Here is an 18639-nt window from a genome sequence, read left to right on the forward strand (position 1 = left end):
ATGGAAGAAATAAAGACGATAAAAGAAAAAACCATAGAGTTGATAGATGCCTTAAAAGCAACTTGTCAGACCTATGGTATGGGAAACGATGGTAACGAATATAAAATTATCACTCAGGTTTTCCTTTATAAGTTCCTTAATGATAAATTCGGATATGAAGTAAAAAAAGTCAGTCCTGTTCTTAAAAATGCCGAAAAATGGGAACTTGTTTATGCAGAAATGTCGGAAGATGACCGATTGGATATTTTTGATAGTTTACCGTCAGATATTCCATTGCTTAACCCGGAACATCTCATTGCCAACTTGTGGAATCAGCAAGCAAAAGGCGATTTTGATTTGATTTTTGACAGCACGATGACAGATATAGCAGATAAGAATATTGATATATTTTCAACTCAGACTGCTCAGAATACAAAAATACCGCTTTTTGAAAAGCTGACACAGTATGTAACGGACGATACAGCAAGAGCACCTTTTGCCCGTGCTTTGGTTGATAAGTTGGTAAACTTTTCTTTTGAAGAAGCATTTGAGAAGCACTATGATTTCTTTGCAGATATATTTGAATATCTGATAAAGGACTACAATACCGCAGGCGGTGGTAAGTATGCAGAGTATTATACTCCTCACGCTATTGCAACGATTATGGCAAGATTGCTTGTTGGAAATGCAACTGATTTACATAGCATTGAGTGTTATGACCCATCAGCCGGAACAGGGACACTTTTGATGGCTCTTGCCCATAAAATTGGCGAAGATAAGTGTACGATTTTTGCACAGGATATTTCACAGCGAAGTAATAAAATGTTAAAACTTAATCTTATCCTGAACAGCTTGGTATCTTCTCTTGACCACGCAATTCAAGGAGATACGCTGATTGCTCCATATCATAAGAGTGATAATGGACAGGAATTAAGAACTTTTGATTATGTAGTTTCAAATCCGCCTTTTAAGATGGATTTCTCAGATACAAGAGAACGTATAGCAGCAATGCCCGTTCGTTTTTGGGCGGGAGTTCCGAAAGTACCTGCCAAGAAGAAAGAGAGTATGGCAATTTATACGTTGTTCATTCAGCACGTTCTTAATTCATTGAAATCAACCGGAAAAGGTGCGATTGTAGTTCCTACTGGATTTGTAACCGCAAAATCAGGTGTAGAAAAGAAGATACTACAACATATTGTGGACGAGCATATAGTTTATGGCTGTATTAGTATGCCGTCAAATGTATTTGCTAATACCGGAACTAATGTATCAGTATTGTTTTTCGATAATTCAAGAAAAACAGATAAGGTTGTACTGATAGATGCTTCAAAACTGGGAGAAGAATATAAGGACGGTAATAATCAAAAACGCAGACTTCGTGATTTTGAGATTGATAAGATTGTTGATACATTCCTTAATAAAGAAGCTGTTGATGATTTTTCAGTTGCTGTTACCTATGATGAAATCAAAGAAAAGAAATATTCACTTGCAGCGGGACAATATTTTGATGTAAAAATTGAATATGTTGAATTGTCACAGGACGAGTTTAATGCTCGTATGAGTGCCTATGCAGAGAAGTTGCAGGAATATTTTGCGGAGGGCGACAAACTGAAAACGGAAATTATGGAACAGTTAAAGAAGGTAAAGTATGAATAGAATGAAACTTGGAGAAATACTATCCGTAAAGCATGGTTGGGCTTTTAAGGGAGAGTATTTTGCAGAAGATGGAGAACAAAGTATTTTGACTCCGGGAAACTTTTTTGAAAAAGGTGGATTTAAGCCTAATAATGGGAAAGAACGTTACTATACAGGAACTTATCCAAAGGAATATTTGTGTCATAAAGGCGATTTGATAGTTGCCATGACACAACAGGCAGAGGGACTTTTAGGAAGTACAGCGTTAGTTCCTGAAAATAATAAATACTTGCATAATCAGCGAATAGGACTGATTACTTGTGATGAAAAACGTTTGAACAAATTATTTGCATATTATCTTTTTATGACCAAAAGTGTAAGAGAGCAGTTAGAACGTAGTTCATCAGGTACGAAGGTAAAGCATACATCGCCTGAAAAAATTTATGATGTTGAGGTTGAAATTCCCGATGTGATTTCTCAACAAAAAATTGCAAATTTGTTATGGTCTATTGATGAAAAAATTGCCAATAATAATGCGATAAACGATAATTTAGAGCAGCAAGCTAAGCTACTTTACAATTATTGGTTTATTCAATTTAACTTTCCAGATGAAAATGGAAATCCATATCATTCATCAGGAGGACAATTAGTGTGGAACAAAAATCTCCAACAAGAAATACCTCAAGATTGGCGTTCCGGTAATCTTTATGATATAGCGGATTATATCAATGGAATTGCATGTCAAAAATATCGTCCATCTGACGAAGAACATTCATTGCCAGTTGTAAAAATACGTGAAATGAATGGTGGCATTACTAATGACACTGAGCGTGTATCATCAACAATTCCTGCTAAAAATATTATTTCTTCAGGAGATATTTTATTTTCATGGTCAGCATCTTTAGAGGTAATAATGTGGTATGGGGTTGATGCAGGATTGAATCAACACATCTTTAAAGTCGTTCCTAAAAGCTATTTTTCTTCAGAATATGTATATTTGCAGTTGTCAGAATATCTTATACATTTTATAAAGATAGCTGAAGCAAGAAAAACAACAATGGGGCATATAACTAGTGAACATTTACAGGACAGCCACATTATATTGCCTCCAGCTAATATAATTAAAAATTTTTCTGAATATGTACGACCTATATATCAAATGAAAAAACAAATCGCTAATGAAACTAGTGAGCTAATTAAATTGCGTGATTGGTTGATACCTATGCTGATGAACGGTCAGGCTACCATCAGTGATTGATGTGGTAAATTATCGTTTACAGTAGAAGGGAAAACTATATGATAAGTGTTTCAGATTGGATAAGTATTATTTGTGCGGTGGTTGCCTTAATAGTCACGGTTATTATTGCAGTCCTGCAAATAAGACAAAGCAACCGTATGGAGAGGTTTGAAAAAAGGCAGGACAAGCGAGATGAACAGCGTCATCAAGAAAGCGTAAAAGCACAAGCGGTTTCATTCATCTCTAAATATTATAAGGATAGAGGGCTTATTCCATTATGTGCAATAGCCACGATGTATAATGATTTGTTTTATTACAACAGAGAGATGTATAGAGAATTTTGCTGTTGTACTAAAGAGGTTCAAAATAGAATTTTGGAATATTGCGGTTTGGATTTACGAGTCAGTGAGTACAGTATTTATGAAAAGTGTTTGGTTGCAATAGAAAGTGTGCTAAATAAACGCTTCCCTGATGATAAAAGTGTTTTTTACGATGGAGGGAAGTATTTTACTCGTAGCTTAGAATACTATGCTGCTAAACCAATTCCACATCAAGAGTTTGAGTATCAAAATCATATTACAGATGTTTTGGCTAATGCGTTTAATAGTAATGACAAAAAGGCTACACCAATTCAGCAGTTGTCGGTAGAATATAATTTTGAAAGTTGCGAAGGAATAGAAACATGCCAGTTGGTTACTGTTATTGCAGAGTTTTCAGCAATCTATGGGAATAAAAATAAAAACATTGATAAATCATACGGTTCTCCGGGAGGATACGATGGAGAAGTCATAGAAACAATGGAAGATTTATTCCTATTAGCCTTATTTGAAATATATACAAATTGTGTTTTATAAATTATAAGGTAAGTAAAATGATTTTTCAGAGAGGAAATGATGAATGGCATTCGATTTTAAGAAAGAATATAAAGAATTTTATATGCCGAAGAATAAGCCGCAGATTGTGGCAATTCCAAAGGCAAATTATATAGCAGTACGAGGTAAAGGAAATCCTAATGAAGAAGGCGAGGAATATAAAACTGCTATTGGTGTTTTGTATGCTGTTGCCTATACTCTCAAGATGAGTTATAAGACGGATTACAAAATAGACGGATTTTTTGAATATGTTGTACCACCGCTTGAGGGATTTTGGTGGCAGGACAATGTTGAAAGTGTAGATTATACCAACAAATCAGCTTTCAACTGGATTTCTATTATTCGTATGCCTGATTTTATTGCAAAGAAAGATTTTGATTGGGCGGTGGAAACTGCTTCAAAAAAGAAAAAGATGGATTGCTCTGGTGCAGAGTTCTTGAGTATTGACGAAGGTTTGTGCGTACAAATAATGCATATAGGAGCTTTTGATGATGAACCTGCAACCGTGGCAATGATGGATAAATATCTTGAAGAAAACGGTTATGTAAATGATTTTACTGGTGAGCGACGCCATCACGAAATCTATTTATCAGACCCAAGAAAAGTTGCACCGGAGAAATGCAAAACAGTAATAAGACACCCAATAAAGAAGGCATAAATTGAGTAAAATGAAATTAGGTCAGAGGACAACTAATGGCATCAAGTAAAGAATATTTGGAATTTGTATTAGAGCAGTTGGCAGAATTGGACGAGATTACTTACCGTGCGATGATGGGCGAATATATTATTTATTATCGTGGTAAAATTGTCGGCGGAATTTATGATGACAGATTACTTGTAAAACCGATAAAATCAGCAATTTCATATATGCCGACAGCTACTTATGAATTGCCGTATGATGGGGCAAAGGAAATGCTGCTTGTAGAAGATGTGGATAATAAGAAATTTTTAACAGGACTATTTAATGCAATGTACGATGAATTGTCAGCACCTAAGATTAAAAAGAAAAAGTAGACAGATACTATTGATGGAGCGATAGGTATATAAAAATTATGGAAACAAAGCCAAGGATTTTATATTTACAAAAGATTTTACTGGAAAGAACTGATGAAGAAAATCCTCTTTCCACAACACAGTTAATCAATATATTGAATGATGAGTACGGAATATCTGCACATAGAACTACAGTCACAAAAGACATTGCAGCACTTCAGGAGTTTGGGATGGACATTGTTACTATCCATTCTACTCAGAGCAAATACTTTGTAGCCAGTCGTAAGTTTGAATTGCCGGAACTGAAACTGCTGATAGATGCAGTAGAGTCATCGAAGTTCATTACAAAGAAGAAAAGCGAAACCCTGATTGAGAAGATACATACGATGACCAGTCCGGGACAGGTGGCAAAGCTGAAACGTAATAACTATGTGGTCAATCGAATTAAGCCGGATAATGAGCAGATATATTATATCATCGACGCTATAAATGATGCCATCAATGCAGGTAAGCAGATTTCTTTTCAGTATTATGATTATACCGGATTGAAGAAAAAGGTTCTGAAGAATAAGGGCGAAGTGTATAAGTTCAGTCCGTATAAACTTCTCTGGTGTGGGGACTATTATTATGTTCTCGGATATTCAGAGAAGAAAAGCAAGGTTATCAATTTCAGGGTAGACCGTATTGCTTCTAAGCCGGAGATACTGGCTAAGGACATTATTCCTATGCCTGATGATTTTGATATTGAGAATTACACAAAGGAAGTTTTCTTTATGTTCTCAGGCGAGAAAGTTTTGGTGGATTTACGGTGTGATAACAGCCTGATGAAAACAATGGTTGACCGTTTCGGAGAAGATGTGACAACCCTTGCGTATGATATGACGTCTTTCAGAGTACAGACCGAAGTATCAGCCAGTCCTACTTTTTTCGGTTGGGTGTTTGGCTTCAATGGCAAAGTACAGATACTTGCACCGGAAAGAGTGAAAGAACAGTACAGACAGATGATTGCAAAAGCTGATGAGAATATGCAGGAAAGCGAATAATTTGAAAATGAAATCCAAAGGAGCGGTAGCTATGGAGAATAAATTAGAAAAAATCGGTCAAAATAATTTTATGGATAATTTTGTTAAAACCGATGACATCTTAAAAGATATGTGTGGGATTATCGAATCTTCACAAAAAGCTGCATATCGAGCGGTCAATACAACGCTTATACAGAGAAATTGGCTCCTTGGTTATAGAATTGCAAGTGAAGAATTGCAGGGCGAGGATAGGGCAAAATATGGAGCTGAAATTATAAAAAAGTTAGCAAAAGAATTATCGGCTGAATATGGAAAAGGTTATACAAAGTCGAATCTATATAGCTTTTATTCTTTCTATAAGACCTATCCTGAAATTTTCCAGACATCGTCTGGAAAATCTGTTGGGTTACTGTCTTGGTCGCATTATGCAACATTATTACAGGTTAAAGAGAAGGCAGCTCGCGACTGGTATGAGAAAGAAGCCGCAAAACAGACTTGGAGTGTCCGTACTTTGCAGAGGAATATTTCTTCTCAGTATTATTACCGTATGCTCAAAACTCAGAAAAAAGAGCTTGTAGAAAGTGAAATGAAGGAACTGACTGCACCGTATCAGAATGATAAGTTGGAGTTTATCAAGAATCCGGTAGTTGCGGAGTTTTTAGGCTTTTCGCAGAATACAGATTTTACAGAGAGTGACCTTGAGAAAAGTATTCTTTCCAATTTGCAGAAATTTTTGATGGAGCTTGGAAAGGGATATGCTTTTGTGGCAAGGCAGCAGCATATCCATACGGAGAAACAGGACTATTATATCGACCTTGTGTTTTACAATTACATACTGAAATGCTTTGTCCTCATCGACCTGAAAACAGAAAAGATAACACATCAAGATGTAGGACAGATGGATATGTATATCCGTATGTATGATGAATTGAAACGTAGTGAGGGCGATAACCCAACAATCGGTATTGTTCTTTGTTCCGATACAGATGATGATATTGCCCGTTATTCTGTTATGCATGACAATGAACAATTATTTGCTTCCAAGTACAAATTATACCTGCCGACAAAAGAAGAACTGAAAGCGGAGATTGAAACTCAAAAGGCAATGTTTTATCTTCAGCAGCAGGATAATGAAGACAGAAACAAAAACTATACTTTTAACATTGAATGAGTTAAAAAGAAATAAAATAAGAGCATTTGATCAGAATGAATTCCTTCATGATGGGAATCGATTCCGAGGGTATGCTGATCTCAGCAGTACCTGAGGAAGATGGTCATGAAGGACTGAACCTTCTGATGGTAGATGACAGAATCCCGGCAGGTGCAAAGCTGTACTAAAATTAGATATAAAACAAGAGCACTTCTCAGAGTTAATAATCAGAAAACCGAGAGGTGCTTTTTTCGTGCTAAAAAATATATCCCGGCAGTCAACTACTGCAAAACAGTATATAACAGTTGACAACAGTATTATACTGTTATATACTGTTTGCAACAGGAGGGAACATATGAAGATTATAATCAATAATACATCGATGGTACCAATTTATGAACAGATCATGGAGCAGATCAAGGCGCAGATCATCTCCGGAGAGTTAAAAGAAAATGATATATTGCCGTCCGTGAGAACAATGGCAAAGGAACTGAAGATCAGTGCACTTACTGTGAAGAAAGCATATGACAATCTGGAAGCAGAGGGCATGACAGTCACAGTTCATGGGAAAGGAACGTATGTAGCGGCTTCGAATACACAGCTGATGGAAGAAGAGCGCAGGAAAGAGGTTGAGGCGGATCTGGAAGCAGCAATTCAGAAGGGAAGGCGCTGCGGAATGAAAGAGGAAGAGATCCGTTCGTTGTTTGAACTCATCATGGAGGATGAATGATTATGTTGGAGATCAAAGGAGTAAAGAAAAGCTACGGTGAATTTCAGTTAGACTGTTCGTTAAATGTAGAAAAAGGAAGAATCACCGGTCTGGTTGGAGAGAACGGAGCCGGTAAGAGTACTTTGTTCAAGGCAGTGCTCGGACTCATTTCTTATGATGCCGGTGAGATAAAGATCCTGGGAAAAATACCGGAAGAGTTAAGTGAAAAAGAGAAAGAAGAGCTGGGAGTTGTCCTGGCAGAAACCGGATTCAGTGGATACTTGAAAGGGAAAGATGTTGAGGCAGTCCTTGCCAAATTATATCCAAAGTTTGAAGCAGAAAAATTTCATCAGATGTGTGAAGAATATCAGATTCCGTTGGATAAATTTATAAAAGAGTACTCAACAGGAATGAAAGCAAAGCTGAATCTGATCGTTGCATTGACACATCAGGCAGAATTCCTGATGCTGGATGAGCCGACAGCAGGGCTTGATGTCGGAGCGAGGGAAAGGATGCTGGATATTTTAAGAGAGTATATGGAAGAAGAGCCGGAGAGAAGTATCCTGATCAGCTCACATATTTCTTCGGACTTAGAACATCTGTGTGATGACATTTATGTGATACATAAAGGAAAGATTGTACTTCATGAAGCGATGGATACGATTCTTGAAAAATATGCAGTGTTGAAGGTCAGTGAGGAACAATATCAGGCAGTGGACAAAAGGTATCTTTTGAAAGAGAAAAAAGAGTTTTTTGGAGTTGCCTGTCTGACGAACGAGAAGCAGTATTATATAGAAAATTATCCGGAAATCGTAGTAGAGAGCGGATCACTCGATCAGGTGATCCTGATGTTGACAGGAGGCGAAAGATGATGAAAGGAATCAGAGGGCTTTTGGAAAAGGATTTTCGATTGTTTTTTCGACAGGGTGGTAATCTTTTTTTGGTGTTAGTGTTTGTAGCATTGTTTTTTATACTTACAGGAAAAAAGGCAGCTGCTTTCATTGCAATGTATATCCCATCTGTTCTGGCGATATATTCAGGTAATACGATCAGTTATGATGAAAATGGCCATGGTTACACATATTTATTTTCTTTACCCGTAAATAAAAAAATATATGTCAGAGAAAAATATATTTTTTCCTTTATCATGACAGCATGTGGATGGTGCATTGGAATGATCTGTGCAGGAATTATGGTACTCATAAATCCTGAAGAGGTGTTTGATCTGGAAATGCTGGCAATGGAGTTGATCACATTTTTTGTGTTTCAGGCAATTGCGGGAATTATGATCGCGATCAGGATAAGGTTCGAAGGAGAGAAAGGGCGAATTGTGCTGCCAATCGCAATTTTAATTATTTTTGCGATTTGTTATACAATTAGATCTTTTGTGAAGACTAACTTGGGATTAAAAGAAAGTATTCTGCATATGATAGGGGGAATAGGGGATCTTGAAATCGGGATTGCCCTCATTGTGCTAAGTCTGCTTATATGGTTTGCTTCGTATAAGTATAGTATGAGCGCCATGAAGAAGAAAGAGTTTTAAGATAGGCGTGGCAAAGATGATCCATTAAAAATAATGATTATAAAGATGTAATAGCTACCAAAAATATGAGAAAAACTTTGTGAAAAAATAGGCTTGTGTTTCGTAAGAGTCCCTTGTAAAATAGCGGTCAAGGATGAAAAGAAAAGGAGATTCTTATGGGAACTAATGAAAAAGATATGACTGCCGGATCTCCCGGAAAACTGATCATAACTTTTGCCATACCAATGATGCTTGGAAATATTTTTCAGCAGTTTTATACAATGGCAGACACCATGATCGTCGGACAAGTGGTAGGAGTTAAAGCACTGGCGGCAGTAGGTGCCGGAGATTGGCTGGTATGGCTGGTGTTGGGGATTATGACAGGTATCACACAGGGTTTTTCTATTCTTGTATCTCAGTATTATGGAGCAAGGGAAAAGGAAAATCTGAAATGTGCAGTAGCGAAAAGCTATATCATGACAGCATTACTGTCTGTGGTCGTACTCGCAGTAAGTGAAGGTACAGTTTATCATGTTCTTTTATTTTTACAGACACCGGATAATGTCATTGATCTGACAATGCTATATTTGCGGCTGATCTTTGCAGGAATCCCGATCATAGCTGCTTATAATATATTTGCAGCGATCCTTCGGGCACTTGGAAACAGCAGATCTCCGTTGATCGCAATGACAGTGGCAGCAGTGATCAATGTGGGACTGGATTTGTTATTTGTGGCGGTTTTTGGCTGGGGTATAGCCGGAGCAGCAGTGGCGACCGTTATCGCGCAGGGATTTTCTGCCTTGTACTGTTTGATCGTATTACGTAAAATCCCGGATATCCGCCTGGAAAAGAAGGACTTTTACAGGCAGCCCTCTATGAGCCTGCGGCTTTTGGAACTGGCGGTTCCTCTTGCGATACAGAATGTGATCATCTCCGTGGGAGGACTTGTGGTACAGTATGTGATCAATGGATTTGGTTTTCTGTTTGTGGCGGGATTTACGGCATCGAACAAGCTGTATGGGGTTTTGGAGATGGCTGCCGTTTCATATGGATATGCTATTACAACCTATGTGGGCCAGAATCTTGGTGCAAAGAAATATCAGAGGATTCGAAAAGGCGTGCGCAGCGGCACTTATATGGCAGTGCTCACTTCGGCTTTCATTTCCGGCATGATGGTACTGTTTGGACGTAATGTACTGTCCCTGTTTGTATCCGGTGAACCGGATCAGACCCGACAGGTATTGGATATAGCATATAAGTATTTGTTTATCATGGCTGTCTTTTTGTGGGTGCTGTATCTGCTGTATGTGTATCGTTCCGCTATCCAGGGCCTGGGTAATACTTTGATTCCGCTTGCCAGCGGCATTGCAGAATTTATAATGCGTGTCAGTGTTGCGCTGCTGCTGCCAAAACTGATCGGTGAAGATGGAATATACTATGCAGAGATCTGTGCATGGAGCAGTGCAGCTGTTTTATTATTCGTAAGTTATATGATCATTATACGGAAATATAAAGAAGTCACCGTTCATACATAATGTTATTTACTTAAGGGATCTATAATAATACAGGCAGAAAATATCCGGGTTTCACTATGAAATGTTCAGATATTTTATATTTGACAAAAAAACTATTTATATAAAAAGAAAAGTATGATATTATGATACTTACAACTATGAAAATTGAATAGTCAGAAGGGTGTACAAAGTACTTAATAAGGAATCTGGTGAAATGCCAGAACAGCCACCGCTACTGTGACAGGGACGAAAACCAAAATATCACTGGAGAGATCCGGGAAGATGGTAAGTAGGAAGAACTGGAGTCAGGAGACTTGCCTTTTTGACAGAAGAATTCTGATTCGGATGGGATACAGAAGGAATAAGCTCTGCCTGAGGTAGAGGTTTGTTTTTTGTGCTGATATGATGCTGGATCATATCAGCTTTTTTTATTTTAACCGAATAAACAGATGAAAAATGAGGAGAAATGAAAATGGGAAAAGTAATTGCAAAGCGTTTTATATTTATGATTCCGGTAGTGCTGGCGGTTACATTTATTATTTTTATGTTGAGTTTTATATCGGCAGGTGATGCTGCCAGAGTGCTGGCGGAGAAAAAATATGAGCATCCGTCACCGGAGCAGGTAGAAGAAGTACGGCATGAGGAAGGACTGGATCAGCCGGTGCTGGTACAATACGGGAAATGGCTGGATCAGGCACTTCATGGCGATTTTGGGAAATCATATTCTACCAGAAAACCGGCTTTTGAGGAATTAAAAAGATATTTTCCACAGACATTTAAACTGGCAGTTACTTCGTTTTTATTGTTGATGATCGTGTCAGTCCCTCTTGGAATTTTGTCGGCAATTTATGAAAACAGAGTTCTGGATAAAGTCATTCGCATTTTGTCGTCCCTCAGTGTATCTATGCCGTCTTTCTGGATCGGTCTGATGCTGCTCTATATATTTGGAGTAAAGCTAAAAGTGATTTCCGTGATCGGAGGAGATGCCGGAGGCATCCCGATTCTTGCGGCATTTGCCATGGATATCAGTTTCTTTGGAATTATGACGAGATTGATCCGTACCAATATGATACAGGTGCTGAAGCAGGATTACATACGTGCCAGCAGAGCTAAGGGATTGTCATCTGTAAATGTAATTTTGCGTCATGGTCTGAAAAATATCCTGATTCCTGTGCTGACACGTCTGGTATCAATTGTGATCGGTTTTTTCTGTGGCTCAGCTGTGATAGAAAGTATTTTTTCAATTCAGGGAATCGGAAATCTGGCATTGAAATCCGTGATCTCAAAAGACACTCCGGTGCTGCAATGTTTTATCTTTATTCTGGCTGTTGGCATTGTAGTATTAAATTTTCTTGTGGATATCGCCTATTCTGCGATTGACCGGCGAATCCAGTTAAAGTAAAGGAGAGATCATAGAATGGAAAGCAGAAGAAAGCAGAAAACAGAAAAAAGCATGATCCAGAATCTGTACTGGAAACAGGTATTCCGGTCACCGAAAACAAAAATAGGATTGATGGTGGTCATAATTTTTGCATTGGCAGCTATTTTTGCACCTGTACTGGCGCCGCATGATCCACTGCTTGTGGATGTTTCGATAAAATTAAAGAATCCGTCGGCGGCATATCCTTTAGGTACTGATCAGCTGGGACGATGTATTTTATCAAGACTTCTCTGGGGCAGCCGGTATTCACTGAGCTATAGCTTTACGGTGCTTCTGATTACTGTATGTGTCGGGGTGCCTATCGGACTGTTTGCCGGATATGTAGGTGGAAAAATCGATTCCATAATTATGAGGATCATTGATGTATTTATGGCTATGCCGGTCTTTATTGTGGCACTTGCCATTGCAGGAACCGTAGGAGCCAGCGGCGCTCATCTGATTCTGTCCTTATCGGTCGTATCCTGGGCAGAATATGCAAGGCTTGCCCGAGCATTGACACTTCAGGAAAAAAATAAAAATTATATGACCGCACTAAAAGCCGGCGGCTGCGGCCACGCAAGGATCATATTTAGGCATGTATTGAGAAATATCCTGCCATCTGTGATCGCACTGGCAACAATGGAAATCGGTTCGATCATTCTGTCAATTGCCGGTTTTTCCTTTATCGGCCTTGGTGTGCAGGCACCGACACCGGAATGGGGGATCATGCTCAGTGACAGTAGAAGTTATATCCAGACTTATCCAAGACTGATGTTTTATCCGGGCATACTGATCATGATCATTGTTCTGGCATTTAATTATCTGGGGGAGGGAATACAGAATGGAACAGCCCAAAAATGATGTCCTAAGGGTAAAAAGACTACATGTGGAGTTTCAGACATCTCACGGAATGGTTCATGCAGTAAAAGATGTCAGCCTGGAAGTAAAACGCGGAAGGATCCATGCTCTGGTGGGAGAAAGTGGAAGCGGCAAGTCAGTTACCTCTCTGACGATCATGAATCTGCTTGCAGGAAATGGAAAGGTGATATCCGGAGATGTGACACTGAACGAAAAGAGTCTTCTGAAGTTATCAGGAAAAGAAAAACGACAGTTATACGGAGACAGGATCGGAATGATCTTTCAGGATCCGACTGCTGCTCTTGATCCGCTTTTTACAGTTGAACAACTGCTTCTGGAAGGACTGAGAAAACATCGCAGAATGAGCAAAAAACAGGCAAGGGAAGCAGCGTTGGAAAGTCTGCGGATGATGAATCTGCGTGATCCGGAAGAACTGATGAAGAAAAAACCTTACGAATTGTCTGGTGGTATGTGCCAACGTGTTATGATCGCCATTGCCATGTCCATGAAACCGGATTATCTGATCGCAGATGAGCCGACGACAGCCTTGGATGTAACCGTACAGAAGCAGATCCTGGAAGAAATCTATCAGCTATCCAGGAAAGAAAATCTGGGCGTGTTATTTATTACGCATGATCTGGGTGTGGTGGCAGAGATCGCGGATGATGTTTCGATCATGAAAGACGGCGAAATAGTGGAAAACGGAACGGTTGAAGAGATCTTTTATCATCCGCAGCATTCATATACAAAAAAACTGTTGGATGCAGTTTTATAGGGGAAAAGTATGAGTACGTTACTAAAGACAGAACATTTAAAAAAATATTATGGCAAGAAAAAAATTGTGAAGGCAGTGGATGATGTAAGTCTGGAAATCCATGCAGGATCATCCATGGCCCTGATCGGTGAAAGTGGAAGTGGTAAAACTACATTCGGAAAGCTGATCGCCGGCCTGGAGAAACCTACAGATGGAAAATTCTGGTTTCAGGGACAGGAAATGCAGGATTTGTCTGAAAAGCAGTTTCGTCCATATCGCAAGAACCTTCAGATGGTCTTTCAAAGCAGCAGTGGGGTATTTGATCCCGGTTATACCATTGGAGAAAATATTCTGGAAATTTTGAAATTACATGAAAAACTGCAAGAGGGTGAGTATGAAGAGCGAGTAAAGGAGGCTTTGATCCAGACGGGGCTTGATCCGGATATCCGCAACCGTTATGTTGGACAGATTTCAGGAGGTCAGTGTCAGAGAGCTAATATTGCGAGGGCGTTGGTATTAAGACCGGAGCTTGTGATCTGTGATGAACCGGTATCCAGTCTGGATTATTCCATACGAAAGCAGATCCTGCATCTGTTAAATGAGCTGCAGGAAAAATATGAGATGACTTATTTACTGATCACTCACGATCTGTCCAACGTTCCATATCTCTGCAAAGAGGTGGCTATTATGTATCAGGGACGCGTGGTCGAGTTTATCGATCATACAGACAACTTAAAGGAGACTGCCGTACATCCTTATACAAAAGATCTGTTTGATTCTATTCCGGTAAAAGAACCGAAAATGCGAAGAATCGGATCGCAGGAAAAGAAAATATTTTCAGATACCATTCCGGAACAGGGATGCCCATATCAGAACCGGTGCAGAAGATGTACAAATATATGCAGAGAGCATATACCGGAATTGACAGAAATTGCGACAGGACATTTTGCGGCATGTCATATGCTGTAAAATATAAAACAAACAAAGGAGAGGAAGAAATGAAGAAAAGACGTGTAGCAAAACTGATAGCATTGAGCATGGTGGCGGCAACTTTACTGACAGGTGTCAATGTACAGGCAAAAGAGGAAAAAGTAGTTACGGCAATGACCTCCATTGATCTGACGCCTGAACTTTGTGACCCGGTAAAAAGTGGTCCGGATTTTCGCCTTTATGAAATGATCTATGATCCTCTGGTACGTTACGGAGAAAATGGAGAAATCAAACCGGCATTGGCAGAATCCTGGGATATCAGCGAAGATGGCACAACCTATACGTTCCATTTAAGAAAAGATGTGAAATTCTCGGACGGCACAGAGTTTAATGCAGACAATGTGATGTGGAATTATAACAGATGGGTGGAACAGGATGTGATCGGTAACTTTTCAGCCAAACTGGAAAATGTTACAAAGGTAGATGATTATACTGTAGAATTTAAGTTCGCAGAACCATGCTATACACTGCTGATCGAATTCAGCTATCCAAGACCATTCCGTTTCACCTGTGAAAGTGCACTGGATGAAGACGGAGAATTTTGTCAGGAAGTGGGTACCGGAATGTGGATGATCGACAGTTATGAAAGCGGTCAGGAGGTTGTCCTGGTACCAAATCCTAATTATTACGGTGAGAAACCAAATATTGATAAAGTAGTTCTGAAACAGGTGGTAGACGGTGATGCCAGAGTGATGGCACTTCAGAGTGGAGAGGCAGATCTGAATCTTCAGGATATTCCATCCGAAAGCTTCAGTATTATCCAGGCAGATAAAAATTTATCGACAGAACAGCAGGTTTCCACACTTTCTTACTATCTGATCGAAAATTATGATACACCGGCGCTTCAGGATATAAACGTACGTCAGGCACTGAACTATGCAACAAATAAAGAAAGCATTGTAAATGATCTGCTGGATGGTTACGGCAATCCCGCAACCGGACTTATGTCTCCGACAGTTCCTTATGTAACAGAAGAAAACAGCAAGGGCTATCCATATGATCCGGATAAAGCAAAGGAACTGTTAAAGGAAGCAGGATATGAGGATACAGATGGAGATGGTATTGTAGAAAAAGACGGAGAACCACTGAGCCTCAGATTGGTATTCCAGACTGAAGAATATGCTTCATGGAAATCTCTTTGTGAATTCCTGAAATCTGAATATGAGAAGGTCGGTGTAGGTATTGAACTGGTAGAAAAAGAATCCGCGGCTTACTATGATGAGATCTGGAACACCAGAGATTACGATCTGTGCATTTACCGCAGCTATGAAGATTCCTGGATGCCTCATGGATTCCTGAAATCAATGTTCTATGCGGAAGATGGAGCAAAGGCAGTAAACTGGTACGATGAGGAGCTGAACAAAGATCTCGGAGAAGTATTAAAGACACAGGATGAAGAAAAGCGGACGGAATTATACGATAAGATCCTCACACGTATCAATGATCAGGCAGTAACAGTGCCGCTGTATTATCCGAACCGTGATTATATCTATAACAATACCAGACTGACCAATGTAGAGCTTGCACCGACTGCCTATGAAGGCATTAACTGGGCAACACTGGATGTAGTGGAGTAAAAAATGTTTGAAAAGATCGAGAATAAATGGACAGAAGATTCCGGCGATTATGATGATATGATCCAAAAACAATTGAGTAACAAAAGAACGGTATCTCACTGGACAAAAGAATTGAAAAGACTTCTTGGACCTGAGCCCCTTCGTATTTTAGAAGTGGGCTGCGGCCCGGGTTTTATGAGCATCATAGCAGCGCGTCTGGGACATGATGTAAAAGCGATCGATGGTTCATCAGGAATGGTAGAAAAAGCCAGAAGGAATATGCGACAGTATCATCAGCAGGTGGAAATCTGTGAGGAAGATGGTGTAACTTTGCCATTGGAACAGGAACAAAGCTATGATGTGATACTTTCCAGAGATGCGGTGTGGACATTATATGATCCGGAAAAAGCTTTCAGACGCTGGAAGGCTGTATTAAAACCAGGTGGAAGGATCATTTATTTTGATGGGGACTATCGGACCGTCGAACCCACATTAAAAAATAAGATCCATATGAAAATTGCTGATTTTCTTATTTATGTTACAGAAAGAAAAACATATGGATCTGACGTGAAGGAAAACAGCGGAATTTATGAAAAGCTGCCATTTACATCGCAGAAGCGTCCGGAAGCGGACTTTCAGATATTAAAAAAGGTACGCTTTGCCAGAATCCAGATCAGAGAGAACCGCTGGCTAAACAGACCATGGACGATGGATTTCTGGAAATACGGATATCAGGGAAAAAAATTTATTGTAGTAGCCACAAAGAAGGAGAAGTGACATGCAAAACGATAAGATCAAAGAGTACTGGGAAGGAGAAGCCGGCATTTACAGCGAAGGGATCAAGGCAGAACTGAAAAGTGAAACAGCAGAAAACTGGAAGAATCTGATTCTGGAGTATGCGCCGGAAAAAGAATATCTGGAAGTACTGGACGTAGGCTGCGGGCCGGGATTTTTTGAAATTATGCTGGGAAAAGAAGGACATCATGTGACCGGGATCGATATTACTGAAAATATGATCCATGAAGCAAAGGAAAATGTAAAGGCAGCAGGTTTATCCGCAGATCTGATGACTATGGATTGCCACAATCTGAATTTCCCGGATGAGACATTTGATATGGTTATCTGCAGAAATATCACATGGACGCTGGACGATCCACAGAAGGCTTACAAGGAGTGGCTGCGTGTACTGAAAAAAGGCGGACGTCTTTTGGTATCGGACGCCTGCTGGTATCTGCATCTTTATGATGAAGAAAAGAAAAAGATTTACGAGGCACATGATGCTGCTATGTGGGAAAAATATGGAAGAGGTATCCATGCTCATGAAGATGCGGAAACAGGGAAAGAGCTCAGCAGTAAGCTGTTTATGAGTGATAAAAAGCGTCCGGTATGGGATCTGGATTACATGATGGAGATCGGCTTTTCCAAAGTGTTTGCCCTGAAGGACATCAGTGATATTTCCAGAACTTCCATGGAACGTGAGCTGAACAAGCTGACACCTCAGTTTTTGGTGGGTGGAGAAAAATAAGCAGGCCGGCGTTAAATAAAACGCTGGACCCGCTCCATTGTGGTTTTTAGAATAAAGATATCCGTCAGTACATCACCGGTTTCCAGAGAATGGTTGGCGTTTTGGGTGAGAAAGAGAGGTAGATCTTTTTGCGCTGCCAGTTCCCGGATGGAATCGGTTTCGGCCAAGGGATCTGCGGTGCCGTGGAAGGCGATGCTTCCGGCAAGTGGGAAGGAAAAGGTCTCTGCAAGAGGCGTGAATAGGATGCTTTTTACAGTCAGATCGTGTCGGGAAGCATAGGCAGAGGAGATGACTGTACCAATACTTTTGGAAATAAACAGAATGCTGCCATAGGAATTCCAGTCGATGCTGCCTAAGGAGCGTTCTGTTTGTTCCAGGGCAAGGTCAAAGGCCTGTTTCATTTTTTCAGGATCTCCTTTGACATTTTCCGGGAGGGTGCCATAGGATACAGTGCGGATTTTGTAACCGTGTTTGCTGGCAAGGCGGCTGGTATAGTACAGAAGCGGCTTGTCAGCAGTGTATCCGATGCCCGGAAAAACAACAGCTAATTTTGGGGCATTTTTATCTGCTCCGGCTGTATGAGCGGAAACTTTTGTATAGAGCATCTGCAGCTGAAGCTTTTCCTGAAGCTCCTTTAAGGTAATGGAGATCGTACAGGAATCGGATGGAAGATAATCATAATCAGTAACAATGTCGTCCTCTTCCATGGAATAAACAATGTGTGAGGAACCCATGAGCTCCATGTCTTCTTCAATATCTGAAAGTAATTCTTCGTATGATTTCATTTTAGTTCAAACCTTCTTATTCAAAAAATCTTTTATTTTTACAGATGCTTCTATTATACTGGATTCATTGAATGACAGCAAGAGGTTGCTGTTCACTGGCAATGTCCCGCGAGGTGTT

The 18639-nt window shown here is 39.8% G+C and carries 19 protein-coding genes, 1 pseudogene and 1 riboswitch; of the genes and pseudogenes, 19 read left to right on the forward strand and 1 reads right to left on the reverse strand.

Annotated features, from left to right (window positions below; translation table 11 throughout):
- The 19 genes and pseudogenes from DW694_RS14915 to DW694_RS15005 all read left to right on the forward strand — a co-directional run bounded on the left by DW694_RS14915 (position 1) and on the right by DW694_RS15005 (position 17736).
- Positions 1-1635: a class I SAM-dependent DNA methyltransferase gene (locus tag DW694_RS14915; RefSeq protein ID WP_180214239.1), complete on the forward strand. Its 1635-nt coding sequence runs from the start codon at positions 1-3 to the stop codon at positions 1633-1635.
- Positions 1628-2872, forward strand: coding sequence for a restriction endonuclease subunit S (locus tag DW694_RS14920; protein WP_110103170.1), 1245 nt, complete (start codon positions 1628-1630; stop codon positions 2870-2872). Before DW694_RS14915 ends, DW694_RS14920 begins: the two co-directional genes overlap by 8 nt.
- 38 nt (positions 2873-2910) lie before the next feature.
- On the forward strand, positions 2911-3705 hold the full coding sequence (locus tag DW694_RS14925) for a hypothetical protein (protein WP_015526683.1): 795 nt from the start codon (positions 2911-2913) through the stop codon (positions 3703-3705).
- A gap of 43 nt (positions 3706-3748) precedes the next feature.
- Positions 3749-4381: a GyrI-like domain-containing protein gene (locus DW694_RS14930; protein WP_015526682.1), complete on the forward strand. Its 633-nt coding sequence runs from the start codon at positions 3749-3751 to the stop codon at positions 4379-4381.
- A gap of 35 nt (positions 4382-4416) precedes the next feature.
- The gene (locus DW694_RS14935; RefSeq protein ID WP_110103171.1) at positions 4417-4737 is read left to right on the forward strand and encodes a TfoX/Sxy family protein; all 321 of its coding nucleotides are present in this window, start codon (positions 4417-4419) and stop codon (positions 4735-4737) included.
- Between the two features lie 38 nt (positions 4738-4775).
- The gene (locus DW694_RS14940; RefSeq protein WP_110103172.1) at positions 4776-5759 is read left to right on the forward strand and encodes a WYL domain-containing transcriptional regulator; all 984 of its coding nucleotides are present in this window, start codon (positions 4776-4778) and stop codon (positions 5757-5759) included.
- Positions 5760-5790: 31 nt separating this feature from the next.
- Entirely contained in the window at positions 5791-6909 is a 1119-nt protein-coding gene (locus DW694_RS14945; protein ID WP_118753269.1) for a PDDEXK nuclease domain-containing protein, read from the forward strand.
- Positions 6910-6956: 47 nt separating this feature from the next.
- Positions 6957-7076: pseudogene (locus DW694_RS14950) on the forward strand (tRNA-binding protein); the annotation flags it as partial.
- 167 nt (positions 7077-7243) lie between these two features.
- Positions 7244-7618, forward strand: coding sequence for a GntR family transcriptional regulator (locus DW694_RS14955; RefSeq protein ID WP_015526677.1), 375 nt, complete (start codon positions 7244-7246; stop codon positions 7616-7618).
- 2 nt (positions 7619-7620) lie between these two features.
- The gene (locus DW694_RS14960) at positions 7621-8469 is read left to right on the forward strand and encodes an ABC transporter ATP-binding protein (RefSeq protein ID WP_059086424.1); all 849 of its coding nucleotides are present in this window, start codon (positions 7621-7623) and stop codon (positions 8467-8469) included.
- On the forward strand, positions 8466-9140 hold the full coding sequence (locus tag DW694_RS14965; protein WP_059086423.1) for an ABC-2 transporter permease: 675 nt from the start codon (positions 8466-8468) through the stop codon (positions 9138-9140). The genes DW694_RS14960 and DW694_RS14965 overlap by 4 nt, the downstream gene beginning before the upstream one ends.
- A 155-nt stretch (positions 9141-9295) precedes the next feature.
- Entirely contained in the window at positions 9296-10654 is a 1359-nt protein-coding gene (locus tag DW694_RS14970) for an MATE family efflux transporter (protein ID WP_015526673.1), read from the forward strand.
- Positions 10655-10795: 141 nt separating this feature from the next.
- A riboswitch (cobalamin riboswitch) is annotated at positions 10796-10970 on the forward strand.
- Between the two features lie 135 nt (positions 10971-11105).
- On the forward strand, positions 11106-12035 hold the full coding sequence (locus tag DW694_RS14975) for an ABC transporter permease (RefSeq protein ID WP_015526672.1): 930 nt from the start codon (positions 11106-11108) through the stop codon (positions 12033-12035).
- 15 nt (positions 12036-12050) lie between these two features.
- Entirely contained in the window at positions 12051-12914 is an 864-nt protein-coding gene (gene nikC, locus DW694_RS14980) for a nickel transporter permease (RefSeq protein ID WP_286187204.1), read from the forward strand.
- On the forward strand, positions 12895-13686 hold the full coding sequence (locus DW694_RS14985; RefSeq protein ID WP_015526669.1) for an ABC transporter ATP-binding protein: 792 nt from the start codon (positions 12895-12897) through the stop codon (positions 13684-13686). The genes nikC and DW694_RS14985 overlap by 20 nt, the downstream gene beginning before the upstream one ends.
- Before the next feature lie 9 nt (positions 13687-13695).
- Positions 13696-14634: an ABC transporter ATP-binding protein gene (locus DW694_RS14990; protein ID WP_118753253.1), complete on the forward strand. Its 939-nt coding sequence runs from the start codon at positions 13696-13698 to the stop codon at positions 14632-14634.
- 29 nt (positions 14635-14663) lie between these two features.
- Positions 14664-16232: a nickel ABC transporter substrate-binding protein gene (locus tag DW694_RS14995; RefSeq protein ID WP_256164004.1), complete on the forward strand. Its 1569-nt coding sequence runs from the start codon at positions 14664-14666 to the stop codon at positions 16230-16232.
- Positions 16233-16235: 3 nt separating this feature from the next.
- Complete coding sequence (locus tag DW694_RS15000; RefSeq protein ID WP_021650930.1) at positions 16236-16988, forward strand: class I SAM-dependent methyltransferase; 753 nt, start codon at positions 16236-16238, stop codon at positions 16986-16988.
- A gap of 1 nt (position 16989) precedes the next feature.
- Positions 16990-17736, forward strand: a complete 747-nt coding sequence (locus tag DW694_RS15005; protein ID WP_118753255.1) for a class I SAM-dependent methyltransferase — start codon at positions 16990-16992, stop codon at positions 17734-17736.
- A gap of 11 nt (positions 17737-17747) precedes the next feature.
- Here DW694_RS15005 and DW694_RS15010 read toward each other — a convergent pair whose 3' ends face one another.
- On the reverse strand, positions 17748-18521 hold the full coding sequence (locus DW694_RS15010; protein ID WP_118753256.1) for an alpha/beta hydrolase: 774 nt from the start codon (positions 18519-18521) through the stop codon (positions 17748-17750).
- Positions 18522-18639 lie beyond the last annotated feature (118 nt).

Origin of the sequence: Ruminococcus sp. AM26-12LB (assembly GCF_003480785.1) — a bacterium.
Taxonomy (GTDB): domain Bacteria; phylum Bacillota; class Clostridia; order Lachnospirales; family Lachnospiraceae; genus Blautia_A; species Blautia_A fusiformis.

Bases quoted from the DNA above. Each gene is read 5' to 3' on its own strand.
- DW694_RS14965 (WP_059086423.1), top strand. From the start codon at position 8,466: ATGATGAAAGGAATCAGAGGGCTTTTGGAAAAGGATTTTCGATTGTTT.
- DW694_RS14985 (WP_015526669.1), top strand. From the start codon at position 12,895: ATGGAACAGCCCAAAAATGATGTCCTAAGGGTAAAAAGACTACATGTG.
- DW694_RS14920 (WP_110103170.1), top strand. From the start codon at position 1,628: ATGAATAGAATGAAACTTGGAGAAATACTATCCGTAAAGCATGGTTGG.
- DW694_RS14960 (WP_059086424.1), top strand. From the start codon at position 7,621: ATGTTGGAGATCAAAGGAGTAAAGAAAAGCTACGGTGAATTTCAGTTA.
- DW694_RS15005 (WP_118753255.1), top strand. From the start codon at position 16,990: ATGCAAAACGATAAGATCAAAGAGTACTGGGAAGGAGAAGCCGGCATT.
- DW694_RS14955 (WP_015526677.1), top strand. From the start codon at position 7,244: ATGAAGATTATAATCAATAATACATCGATGGTACCAATTTATGAACAG.
- DW694_RS14970 (WP_015526673.1), top strand. From the start codon at position 9,296: ATGGGAACTAATGAAAAAGATATGACTGCCGGATCTCCCGGAAAACTG.
- DW694_RS14930 (WP_015526682.1), top strand. From the start codon at position 3,749: ATGGCATTCGATTTTAAGAAAGAATATAAAGAATTTTATATGCCGAAG.
- nikC (WP_286187204.1), top strand. From the start codon at position 12,051: ATGGAAAGCAGAAGAAAGCAGAAAACAGAAAAAAGCATGATCCAGAAT.
- DW694_RS14925 (WP_015526683.1), top strand. From the start codon at position 2,911: ATGATAAGTGTTTCAGATTGGATAAGTATTATTTGTGCGGTGGTTGCC.
- DW694_RS15000 (WP_021650930.1), top strand. From the start codon at position 16,236: ATGTTTGAAAAGATCGAGAATAAATGGACAGAAGATTCCGGCGATTAT.
- DW694_RS14935 (WP_110103171.1), top strand. From the start codon at position 4,417: ATGGCATCAAGTAAAGAATATTTGGAATTTGTATTAGAGCAGTTGGCA.
- DW694_RS14940 (WP_110103172.1), top strand. From the start codon at position 4,776: ATGGAAACAAAGCCAAGGATTTTATATTTACAAAAGATTTTACTGGAA.
- DW694_RS14975 (WP_015526672.1), top strand. From the start codon at position 11,106: ATGGGAAAAGTAATTGCAAAGCGTTTTATATTTATGATTCCGGTAGTG.
- DW694_RS14915 (WP_180214239.1), top strand. From the start codon at position 1: ATGGAAGAAATAAAGACGATAAAAGAAAAAACCATAGAGTTGATAGAT.
- DW694_RS14945 (WP_118753269.1), top strand. From the start codon at position 5,791: ATGGAGAATAAATTAGAAAAAATCGGTCAAAATAATTTTATGGATAAT.
- DW694_RS14995 (WP_256164004.1), top strand. From the start codon at position 14,664: ATGAAGAAAAGACGTGTAGCAAAACTGATAGCATTGAGCATGGTGGCG.
- DW694_RS15010 (WP_118753256.1), bottom strand. From the start codon at position 18,521: ATGAAATCATACGAAGAATTACTTTCAGATATTGAAGAAGACATGGAG.
- DW694_RS14990 (WP_118753253.1), top strand. From the start codon at position 13,696: ATGAGTACGTTACTAAAGACAGAACATTTAAAAAAATATTATGGCAAG.